The 11,459-nt window shown below is 68.7% G+C and carries 8 protein-coding genes; 3 read left to right on the forward strand and 5 right to left on the reverse strand.

What is annotated here, in order from left to right:
- Positions 1-3: 3 nt before the first annotated feature.
- Genes MELE44368_RS04420 through MELE44368_RS04430 form a run of 3 tightly spaced genes read left to right on the forward strand, consistent with a single transcriptional unit; the run spans position 4 to position 4,237 of the window.
- Positions 4-2,190, forward strand: a complete 2,187-nt coding sequence (locus MELE44368_RS04420; protein WP_128107382.1) for a thiamine pyrophosphate-dependent enzyme — start codon at positions 4-6, stop codon at positions 2,188-2,190.
- 26 nt (positions 2,191-2,216) lie between these two features.
- Entirely contained in the window at positions 2,217-3,437 is a 1,221-nt protein-coding gene (locus tag MELE44368_RS04425; protein ID WP_128107383.1) for a CoA transferase, read from the forward strand.
- The gene (locus tag MELE44368_RS04430) at positions 3,434-4,237 is read left to right on the forward strand and encodes an acyl-CoA thioesterase (protein WP_128107384.1); all 804 of its coding nucleotides are present in this window, start codon (positions 3,434-3,436) and stop codon (positions 4,235-4,237) included. Before MELE44368_RS04425 ends, MELE44368_RS04430 begins: the two co-directional genes overlap by 4 nt.
- Positions 4,238-4,276: 39 nt before the next feature.
- Here MELE44368_RS04430 and MELE44368_RS04435 read toward each other — a convergent pair whose 3' ends face one another.
- The 5 genes from MELE44368_RS04435 to MELE44368_RS04455 form a co-directional block, all read right to left on the reverse strand.
- Positions 4,277-6,796: a non-ribosomal peptide synthetase gene (locus MELE44368_RS04435; protein WP_128107385.1), complete on the reverse strand. Its 2,520-nt coding sequence runs from the start codon at positions 6,794-6,796 to the stop codon at positions 4,277-4,279.
- Positions 6,793-7,833 carry an ABC transporter ATP-binding protein gene (locus MELE44368_RS04440; protein ID WP_128107386.1) on the reverse strand — a complete coding sequence of 347 codons (1,041 nt, stop codon included), beginning with the start codon at positions 7,831-7,833 and terminating at the stop codon, positions 6,793-6,795. Before MELE44368_RS04440 ends, MELE44368_RS04435 begins: the two co-directional genes overlap by 4 nt.
- Positions 7,830-9,410, reverse strand: a complete 1,581-nt coding sequence (locus tag MELE44368_RS04445; protein ID WP_128107387.1) for an ABC transporter permease — start codon at positions 9,408-9,410, stop codon at positions 7,830-7,832. The genes MELE44368_RS04440 and MELE44368_RS04445 overlap by 4 nt, the downstream gene beginning before the upstream one ends.
- Entirely contained in the window at positions 9,411-10,427 is a 1,017-nt protein-coding gene (locus MELE44368_RS04450) for an iron ABC transporter substrate-binding protein (RefSeq protein WP_128107388.1), read from the reverse strand.
- 129 nt (positions 10,428-10,556) lie between these two features.
- On the reverse strand, positions 10,557-11,375 hold the full coding sequence (locus MELE44368_RS04455; protein ID WP_128107389.1) for a DUF1206 domain-containing protein: 819 nt from the start codon (positions 11,373-11,375) through the stop codon (positions 10,557-10,559).
- Positions 11,376-11,459: the final 84 nt, after the last annotated feature.

Here is an 11,459-nt window from a genome sequence, read left to right on the forward strand (position 1 = left end):
CTGATGACCGCCGAACGCGTCGACGAGCACTTCACCGCGGCCATCTCCGCGCTCACCGAGACCGGTTCGCGGCGTGGGGCCGACGACCCGGTGAGTGCGGATTCGGCGCTGACGGTCCGGGATTGCCTGCGGCTCTTCGACGCCCAACTCGGCAGCCGGCATCTGGATCTCGCGGCGCGCTGGTTGCGCGCAAGGGGCAGCGGCTATTACACGATCGGCTCGTCCGGGCACGAGGGCAACTGCGCGGTGGCCGCGGCGCTGCGGCCCACCGATCCCGCGCTGCTGCACTATCGTTCGGGCGGTTTCTTTCTGGCCAGGGCCGCGCAGGTGGGCGGCAGCGACCCGCTGCGGGATGTGCTGCTGGGGCTGGTCGCCGCCGCCGACGACCCGATCGCCGGTGGCCGTCACAAAGTGTTCGGCCGTCACGACCTCAACATCATTCCGCAGACCTCCACGATCGCGTCGCATCTGCCGCGCGCGGTCGGGGTCGCGTTCTCGGTCGCGCGCGCCCGCAAACTGGGCGTCGTCAGCCCGTGGTCTCAGGACGCGGTCACGGTGTGCAGTTTCGGTGACGCATCGGTGAACCACTCGACCGCCGTCGGCGCGATCAACGCGGCGCTGCACGCGGCGTATCAGGGTGTGCCGATGCCGCTGCTGCTGGTGTGCGAGGACAACGGGTTGGGCATCAGCGTCGAGACGCCGCGCGACTGGATCGCGCGAACGTACCGAAACCGCGACGGGCTGGCCTATTTCGACGCCGACGGCACCGATGTGGTGGCGACGTTCGAGGCGAGCGTGGCCGCCGCGGCGTGGGTGCGCCGGCGCCGGCGGCCGGCCTTCCTGCACCTGCGCATGGTTCGGTTGATGGGCCACGCCGGATCCGATTACGAGGCGGCATACCGGCGGCCCGACGAGATCGCCGCCGACCTCGCGCGGGATCCGCTGCTGTGCACCGCGAAACTGTTGATCCGCGCCGGCGCGTCGACACCCGATGAGGTGCTGCGGCGTTATGAGGCGATGCGCTCCACCGTGACCGCCCTCGCCGAACAGGCCGCGCGGGCGTCGCGGCTGGACAGCGCGCACGCGGTGATATCGCCGTTGCGGGAGAGCATGCGGGAGGCGCTGTGCGCGACGCCCGCGTCGTTGGTGGCTTCGGTGAGATCCGGTGATCCGGGCGCACCGGTCACCGTCGCGCAGGCGATAAACCAAGCGTTACACGACGTCTTGTCCCGCTACCCGCAGGCGATGGTCTTCGGCGAAGACGTCGCGCGTAAAGGCGGCGTCTACGGTGTGACCCGGGGTCTGCTGGGCAAGACCAGTTCGGCGCGTGTCTTCGACACGCTGCTGGACGAGCAGTCGATTCTGGGCCTCGCGCTCGGTGCCGGGGTGAGCGGCCTGTTGCCGATTCCCGAAATCCAATACCTGGCTTACCTTCACAATGCGGCGGACCAGATCCGCGGTGAAGGCGCCACATTGCAGTTCTTCTCCAACCGTCAGTACCGCAATCCAATGGTGGTCCGGGTGCCGGGCTACGGATACCAGAAAGGGTTCGGCGGTCATTTCCACAACGACAATTCGGTTGCCGCGCTGCGGGACATCCCGGGAATCGTCATCGCCTCACCGTCCCGGCCCGATGATGCCGCGGCCATGCTGCACACCTGCACGGCGGCTGCGGACGCCTCCGGAGTGGTGTGCGTCTTCCTGGAACCCATTGCGCTGTACCACACTCGGGACCTCTACGACGACGGCGACGGGCTGTGGCTGGCGCCGTACCCGGCGGCCGGCGTGCCCATCGGGCGCGCGCGAACCTACGGAAGCGGCGCCGACCTGACCATCCTGACCTTCGCCAACGGTGTGCGGATGAGCCTGCGAGTGGCACGCAAGCTGGAGGCGGCGGGCATCGGTGTCCGCGTGGTGGACTTGCGCTGGCTGGCGCCGCTGCCGGTCGAGGACATGCTCCGTGAGGCGACGGCCACCGGGCGGGTGCTGATCGTCGACGAGACGCGCCGAACCGGGGGAGTCGGCGAAGGGGTGCTGGCAGAGCTGCTCGCGAACGGCTATGCCGGCGCCGCGAACCGGGTGGCCGCCGAGGACAGCTTCATTCCGCTGGGCGACGCCGCGCAGACGGTGCTGGTCTCCGAGGACGCCGTCGAGGCGGCCGTCGTCACGATGGTCCGCGGTACGCCGTGATACTCACGCCTTGATAACTTAGCCGGATGACCGGCACAGCTGATCCTGCCCGGCCGCTGGCCGGGGTGCGCATCGTCGAGATCTCCAGCTTTGTCGCCGTGCCGCTGGCCGGGATGACACTGGCCCAGCTCGGCGCCGAGGTGGTCAGGGTCGATCCGATCGGCGGCGCGGCCGACTATCGCCGGTGGCCGGTCACCGCCGACGGCGAGAGCATCTACTGGGCGGGGCTGAACAAGGGCAAGCGGTCATTGGCCGCCGACATGCGCTCGCCGGAGGGTCAGCAGCTGGTGCAGCGGCTGATCGCCGACAGCGGCGTGCTGTTGACGAATGTCGCGGGTCGGGAATGGCATTCGTATGACACGCTGGCGGCTCTTCGCCCCGATCTGATCCACGTGGAGGTGTCGGGCCGCGCCGACGGCGGCACCGGCGTCGACTACACCGTCAACGCCGGCATTGGGTTCCCGCTGGTCACCGGTCCGGCCGAGCTGGCAACGCCGGTCAACCACGTGCTGCCGGCGTGGGACGTCTCATGCGGGATCTATGCGGCGCTCGCCGTCGTCACCGCGCTGCGCCACCGCGACGCGACCGGTCAGGGCCAGCGGGTCGCCATTCCGCTGGAGAACGTCGCGCTGGCGACCGCGGGCAACCTCGGCTTCTTCACCGAGGTCATGGTCAACGGCACCAGCCGCGAGCGGATCGGCAACTCGGTGTACGGCCAGTACGGCCAGGACTTCACCAGCAGCGACGGGGTGTCCTTCATGGTGGTCGCACTCACCGCACGCCACTTCCGCGATCTGGCCGAGCTGACGGGTACCACGAAAGCCGTTGCGGCGCTGGCTGATACCTTGGGTGCCGACTTCAGCGACGAAGGGCAGCGGTTCGAGCACCGCGACGCGCTCAGCGGCCTGTTCGGTGAGTGGTTCGCGGCGCACACCGCTGACGAGATCACCGCGGCGCTCTCGGGGTCGTCGGTGCTGTGGGATCGCTACCGAAGCTTCGCCGAGGCCGTCACCGAGGAAAAGGTGACCGCGAACCCGTTGTTCAGGCCGCTGGATCAACCGCGCATCGGCGAATACCTGGCGCCGGGGCTGCCGATCTCGATCGGCGGCGAGTACCCACCCGCGGTCGCCGCGCCTGCGCTGGGCGACGACACCACATCGGTGCTCACCGAGTGGCTGGGCCTGAGCGGTGATGAGGTGTCCCGGCTCGTCGAATCCGGCACGGTGACAACGGGACACGCCAAGTGAGCAAACTTGTGGAGTTGCTCGACCTGCGGCCGGGTCAGGGCACGGACTCGTGGATCGGTCCGGCCAGCGGGCCGGCGGGCAAGCGGGCATACGGAGGGCAGTTCGTCGCGCAGAGCCTGGCGGCGGCCGTCCGCACCGTCGACGCGGACCGACTGCCCACCAACCTGCATCTGCAGTTCCTGCGCGGCGGCGAAGCCGGCGATGACGTCGAGTACTGCGTCACACGGGTGTTCGACGGCCGCACCGCGTCGGCGCGCCGGGTCGACTCTTTTCAGGGGGACCGGTTGTTGACGACGGCGACGGTGTCGTTCGCGACGGAACTGCCGGGGCCGCAACACGGCCGTCGGTCTCGCCTGCCGCAGGACCCCGACGGCCTGCCGCAGACGGGGCCCGCCGGGCCCGCGCCGTCGATGCCGCTGGACGAACTCGACATCAGGATCGCCGACTCCGGGGCGGGTGACGAGTTCGTGCGGCGATTCTGGTGGCGCGCAACGGTTCCGTTGCCGGAGGACCCGCTGCTGCACACGGTGCTGGCGGTGTACGTCTGCGATGTGTACATGATCGACCCGGCGCTACAGGTGCACGGCCACTCGATGCGGGCACGCACCCACCGCAGCGGCACGACGGATTCGTCGATCTGGTTTCATCGGCCGGTTCGTGCCGACGAGTGGAACCTGCTCGAGACGGTCTCACCGGCGGCCGCGCGCGGACGTGGTGTCGTCACCGGAAGCCTGATCCGCGCCGACGGCGTCATCGCGGCGACGTTGGCTCAGGAGGGCCTGATCGCCGATCGCGCCTAACCCGCGCCCGGGTGCCCAGCCCCTAGCCCGCGCGCGGACCTAGCGGGTGCCGAGATCGACGTCGTGGCGCGATCTACTCGCACCTTGTCGCCCAAGTGTCCCTTTGGGCAACGAGGCGCGGTTGCGCAGCAGCGTCAACAGATACGTGAGCAGCACGCCGACCGCCAGCGACGCGACCACGCCGACCGCCGGGTGGCCGGGGAACAACGGGTACACCTGGTAGTGCACCAGATACGTGTACAGCGAGGCCTCCGCGAGGATTCCCGCGACCGTCGTCAGCGCGACCGGGCAGCGGATCGTCGGCAGCCAGATGAGCAACACCAACCCGCCCAGCACCATCGCCTCGCGCAGCGTGTTCCCGAAATACCCGTGCAGCGCCACGGCCAGCACCGCGGTCACCGCGGCGCGTTGCACCGTCGTCGACGCCTTCGCCGCGGCCCAGCCGATCGCGAAGAACCAGAACGTCAGCATCGTGAACCACGCCTCGCGGCCAAGGCCCACGCCGAGCACGTCGTAGCGCAGCGCCAGCCCGACCACCAGGAACCCGACCGCCACGGCGAACGGTCGTTGCCGCTCCAGCCGGTCCAGTCCGGGCAGCCAGAACAACAACAGCAGGGCGACCAGCGTCCACACCAGCACCTCGACGAACCACAGCCGCCCGGCGGTCATGCTGTCGTGGGGACCGAGAATCTTGTTGGCCAGCAGCAGGTTCGTCCACGTGTAGTGGTCGCTCAGCAGCAGCACGACAGCCACCCAGAGCACCGACGGCACCGCAATCCAGCCGATGGTGTTGCGCAGGTGCCGGATCCGTTCGGTGCGTGGCACCGACGTCATGCAGAACCGGCCGAAGTTGTAGCCCGCGACCCCCAGCAGCACGTGCGCGCCGCCCCACAACTCGAAGAGCTCGGCGTGTGAGCCGACGATGAGCACGATCGCCAGCGCCCGCAACACGACGCTGGTCTCCAGCGTCGACGCCCACCATCGCCGTCGGGCCGTGACGGGGCGGGCCATGGTCTCCAGATCGCGCAGCGGAAGCTGATGCCAGTCGGTGGGAAGGTGCCCTAGCAGCCGCTCGAGACGCACCGACATCGCGACATAGGACAGCGAGTTGCCGCCGAGGTCGACGAAAGTGGCATCCGGATCGATACCGGCCGGATCCTGCTGCAGCACATCGGCGAAAAGCTCACGCAGGTCGTCGGTTCCCGGCTGTCCGGTACCGCGCACCAGCCGTCGCACCGTGTCATAGTCGGGCTTGCCCGACGGCAACAGCGGCAACTCGTCGACGCGCACCGCCCGTACCGAGCAGGTGGGCACCCCGGCGGCGTCGGCGACGGCGCGCTGCACGTCGTGTGCGTCGTGTCGGCCCGCCGCCGCGACGACGAGGTGCTCGTCGTCGCACGTGCAGAACGTCGTCATACCGCGTGCGCGCAGCGTCGATTCGAGCCGCTGCAGATCGATGCGCAGACCGTAGACCTTGACGAAACGGCTGGTGCGGCCGATCACCTCGTAGAGGCCGTCGGGTGCGCGCCGGGCGACATCGCCGGTGTGCAGCGTGTCGACGCTCTTGCCCAGTGACAGATCCTCGGGCCCTCGCGCGTACCCCATCATGACGTTGTCGCCGCGGTACACGAGCTCGCCGACGTTTTCTTCTGGCCAGTCGTCGAGGGGTTCCAGGGCCAACGAGCCTCCGGGTATCGGTCGTCCGATCGCGGCCGGCCGGGACAGCGCCAGCTGCGGAGGGAGGTAGGCCATTCGGGCTGTCGCCTCGGTCGCGCCGTACATGACGAACAGTTCCCAGCCGCGCCGCTGCGCCAGCTCGCCGAACCGCTTCACCCGGTCGGGCGCCATCTTTCCGCCCGCCTGGGTGACGTAGCGAAGGCTCGGCAGTTCCATGGCGTCGAAGCCGATGCGTTCGAGCAGCTCGAAGGTGTACGGAACCCCCGCGAACGAGGTGCCGCCGCACCGGCGGAAGAGGTCCCAGAACTGCTCGTCCACCACGGAGCGGTCGGTGAGGATCAGCGCGGCGCCGCGCAGCAGATGGCTGTGGATCACCGAAAGCCCGTAACAGTACGACATCGGCAGTGTGGTTGCGGCCCGGTCGGTTTCGCTGATGTGAAGGTACTCGGCGATGGCGGTCGCATTGGAGATCAGGTTGGTGTGCGACAGCCGGACCAGTTTGGGGGATCCGGTGCTTCCGGATGTGGAAAGCAGCAGCGCGAGATCATCGTGCAGGTGGTGGCGCGATGCCCTGCGCCGGCGGTGGACCTCGCCGGCTACGACGACCACGTCGGGTTCGTAGGTCTGCACCATGGTCGAGTGATCGCGCCCGGCGGGAACGGGGAGTACCACATGCCCACCGGCCAGGGCCGCGAGGTAATGCACCAAAGTCTCGATGTCGTTTCGGGTTTCGAGCAACACGAGGCGACGGGTATCGCCGATCTCAGGTGCCGCTTCGGCGACCCGATCGGCGAGCTGCGCATAGGTCAGCCGCTGCGTGTCGGTGAGCACCGCGACGCGGTCGCCGTGGCCGCGCAGGAAATCGACGAGCCGGCACGTCACAGCACGATCCCCTCGCCGGTGACCGCGATGTGCACCTTGGCGTCGACCGGGGGAGCGTTGAGGCTGTCCTGACGCACGACGACCGGTTCCGCGTCGCCCGCGGGGTCGATCGTCAGCAGCACATCGTGGCCCAGGAACTCGGAGGCGATCACGGTGCCGACACTGCGGAACTGCTCAGCGTCCGAAACCCCCGTCACCACAAGCTGTTCCGGGCGTAGCAGCAACGTCGCCGGGCCGTCGTCGGCCCGCACCGGAACCCGCCCGAGCGCACACTCGGCGACGCCGGCGCTGACCGTGCACGGCAGCGAGATGCAATCACCCAGAAACGCCGCGGTGAAGTGGTCCGCGGGTTGGCGATACACCTGCTGCGGCGGACCGACCTGGGTGAACCTGCCGTCGCGCATCACGGCGATCTGGTCGGCGATCGACAGCGCCTCCTCCTGGTCATGCGTCACCAGCAGGGTCGTCACCCCGGCGTCGGCGAGCAGCTGTGCCACCGCCTTGCGCGTGGATGCGCGCAACCCGGTGTCCAACGAGCTGAACGGCTCATCGAGCAGCATCAACGCCGGCTCGCGCGCCAACGCCCGCGCCAGCGCCACCCGCTGCTGCTGGCCGCCGGACAGCTCATGCGGGCGTCGGGTCGCGTAGGAGGCGTCCAGCGAGACCGTCTGCAGCAGCTCGGCGACCCGGGCACGCGCCCGGGCGCGGCCCAGCCTGCGCGACAGTCCGTACGCGATGTTCTGCCCGACGGTCAGATGAGGAAACAGCGCGCCGTCCTGGGCGACATAGCCGACCGCCCGGCGATGCGGCGGCACCGAGCGCTGCGGGCTTGCGACTTGGCGGCCCCCGATGCTGATCGTGCCCGCGTCGGGTTGCTCGAATCCGGCGATGAGCCGCAGCAGCGTGGTCTTTCCGCAGCCCGAGGGCCCGACGACGGCGGTGGTGGAACCGGTCTGCACCACGAGGTCGATATGGTCCAGCACGGTGTGGCCGTTGAATGACTTTGCCAACCCGTGGATTTCAACAGTGGCGGTCACAGCGCGGCCGCCTTCGCCGACTGCCGCAGCAGGATGAGCGTCACCGGTATCGCCAGCACCACCAACACCAGCGCGTACGGCGCGGCGGCCGCGTAGTCCAACTCAGACGACAACGACCAGAACCGCATCGACAGCGTGTTCGTGCCCGTCGGCGCGAGCAGAAGCGTAGCGGTCAGTTCGGTGGCGACGGCGACGAAAACCAGTGCGGCTCCTGCAGCTGCGGCGGGTGCGGTCAGGCGCAGCGTGACGCGGAAGAACGTCGCGGTCGGCGAACTGCCGAGCGAGCGGGAGGCCTCCTCGAGGCTGGTCGGCACCTGAGCGAGCCCGGCGCGGACGTTGACCAGCGCACGCGGCATGAACAGCAGCACGTAGGCGAACACGATCAGCGCCACGCTCTGGTAGAGAACGGGCGCAACGGAAATGGTGACGGTGACCAACGCCAGCGCGGTGACGATTCCAGGCAACGAGCTGGCCACGTAGTTGGCTCCTTCGGCGGCGCGCGCGAGAAATCCGCTGGATCGCACCGCCACCCACGCCACGGGGAACGCCAGCACGGTCGTCAGCGCCGCCGCCGCCGCGGCCAGGCCGATGGTTTGGCCCAACGAGGTGAGGATGCCCCCGAAGTCCCACACTTCTGCGCCGCCGATCCACAGCCAGCGCAGGATGGTCCACGCCGGCACGCCGATCGCCAGCACCGCAAGCGCGACCAGCGCCGCGGTAGCAGGTAACACGCCGCGGCCCAGGCGAATCGGCGTGATCGTCCACGGCACGCCGGAGCCGATCCTGGCGAATCGAGCGTTGCCGCGGGCCGCGGCCTCGGCGACCAGCAGTGCAAGGCACAGCAACACGAGAACGCCGGCGAGCATGCTGCCTGCCGCGCCGTCGAACGTCACCTGGAACTGTTGGAAGATCGCCACGGTGAAGGTGTCGAAGCGCACCATCGCGAAAGCGCCGTACTCGGCGAGCAGATGCACACCGATCAACAGCCCGCCGCCGAGGATTGCCAGCCGCAGTTGGGGCAGCACCACCCGGAAGAACACCGCCACCGAATCGGATCCCAGCGCCCGCGCCGATTCCTCCACCGCCGGATCGAGCCGCCGCAACGTCGCCGCGACGGGCAGGTACATGAACGGGAAGTAGGAAAGCGTGGTGATCAGCACGCCGGCCCACAGCCCGTGCAGCGACGGCACCAGGCCAACCCACGCGTAACTGTTCACGAACGCCGGAACAGCAAGCGGCGCAACGAACAGCGGACGCCAGAACGCCCGTCCCGGCAAATCGGTTCGTTCCACCAGCCAGGCCACCGTGACACCGATCAGCACGCATAGTGGCACCGTGACGGCCACCAGCGCGACGGTGTTGTAGAGCAGCTCGCCGACGCGCGGTCGCACCACCAGTTCATAAGCGCGGTCCCACCCGATCGAGACGGCACCCCACACCACGTAGCCGAGCGGAATGCCCGTCGCGGCAACCAGAATCGCGACGGTTGCCGAAACCAGCGGACCCGGCCGGGTGCGGGTGACGCTGTCCGTCCGCGAAGCCGGTGCAGTGGGAGGGGCGACGGCGGGGACGGCCACCTACAGCAAGCCTGCCTTCGTCATCAGCTCGGTCACTTTCTGCTCATTCAGCGTCGACGGATCGACGTCGGGCGCTTGCAACGAATCAAGCGGAGGCAGTGCGGGATTCGCGGGCGCACCGCTGGCCACCGGGTACTCGAACGACGTGCCCTTCTCGAGGACCTCTTGGCCGGCCCTGCTGGTGATGAACCGGATGAACTGCTGTGCCTGATCCTGCTTGTCGCTGGACGCCAGCACCCCTCCACCCGACAGGCTGACGAAGGCACCGGGATCCTGGTTCTTGAAGTAGTGCAGCGCGGTGTTGCCGCTGATCTCCTTGGTCTTGGACTGATCGCGATACCAGTAGTAGTGGTAGATGATGCCGCCGTCGACGTCGCCGGCGTTCACCGCTTTGAGGGTGTCGATGTTGTTGTTGTAGGGCACCGCGTTGGCCTTCATCGCGTCGAGCCACTGCGCGGTGGCTGCTTCCCCCTCGAGTTCCAGCAGCGCGGCGACGATCGCCTGGAAGTCGGCCTTGGCCGGCGGGGCACCCCAGCGGCCCTTCCATTCGGGCTGCTGCAGGTCGAGCATCGACTTCGGCAGCTGGTCGGGCGTCAGCCTGTCCTTGTTGTAGACGAACACGGTGCTGCGCGCGGCGACGCCGGTCCACCTGCCGGTGTCCGGACGGAACTGCGCAGGAACCTGATCGAGCGTCTCGGCGTCGAGTTCGGCGAACAAGCCCGCGCGTTCCACGGCCGCCATCGCGGGGGAGTTCTCGGTGAGGAAGACGTCGGCGGGTGACGCGTCGCCTTCGGCCACCAGCTGGTTGCCGAGTTCGGTGTCGCCGCCCTGGCGGTAGGACACCTTGATGCCTGTCTCCTCGGTGAACGCCTCGATCCACTCCTTGGTCAGCGACTCGTGCTGGGCGTTGTAGATCAGCAGCTCGTCGCTGTCGCTCGCGCTGGTGCATGCGGTCGCGCCGACCGCGACGGCGAGCGTTGACAGGGCGGCGGCGATCCGCCTCCACCGTGGTCGCATGCAGGGGATCCTTTCGCTGTTCGTGCAGGTCAGATCGCAGCCTTAGCTGAGGGTTACCTAATGAAGATACCCTTTCGTGGTTTCAGCCGACTGGCTCTGCGCAGATGCGCCGAAGTGACGTGCCGAGAGTCACATCCGAGCGGAGCGGGCCCGGGCGAAGTTGTAGACGCCGAACGCGGCGATACCGACCGCGGCCAGGATGAGAAGAAACTTGCCGAACGGCGCTTCGCCGAGCCCCTTGACCGCCGCATCCAAACCCGTCGCCTTGGACGGGTCGGCCTGCAGCGTCGCCACGATCACCAGCACACCCGCGCCGGCCAGCACCAGCCCCTTGGCCGCGTAGCCGGTGATCCCGACGGCCGAGACCCAAAAGCCACCCGACGTGCGCAGGTCTTTGCAGAAGCGCTTCGTCACACCCTTGTAGACGTGGTAGCCGCCGACACCGATCACCGCGAGCCCCACCGCGACCAGCACCGCCTTGCCCCAGCCCGACTGCATCATCTGTGCGCTCAGGCCGGCGTTCTGCTGGGCGTTCTGCTGTCCGCTGCCCGTGGCGAAGCGGGCCGCCGAGAAGGCGATCGCGAAGTTGACCACGGCCAGTCCGAGCGACTTCGCCCGCTTCCACGCCGGGGTCTCGTCGTCGTGGCGACCCGATCCCTCGCCCGGTCGCGGGCCGACGATCGCCTCGGCGACGCGCCACAGCCCGAGCGCGAACATGCCCACCGCGACGACCCACAACAGCACCGCGCCCCCGGTGCGTTGCGCCAGCGTCGCCAGCGCGCCGGTCTGGTCGGCGTTTCCGCCGGACCCCAGGGCGATTCGAAGAATCAGGTAGCCGATAAGCAGGTGCAGTACTCCGCTGACCGCAAACCCGGCGCGTGCGGTGTATTCGAACGCGTCACTGTCGGTGGCGCGGTCGGCGAGGCCGTGTAACGACTGGTTGGTCATGCCGGCCTGTACCCGCCTTTTGACGCCGGCGAAACAGGCCGTGCCGAATCTGTGGATGAATCGCCGGTTGGGGATGACGCGGGC

This window comes from Mycolicibacterium elephantis DSM 44368 (assembly GCF_004014805.1).
In the GTDB taxonomy this organism is placed as follows: domain Bacteria; phylum Actinomycetota; class Actinomycetes; order Mycobacteriales; family Mycobacteriaceae; genus Mycobacterium; species Mycobacterium elephantis.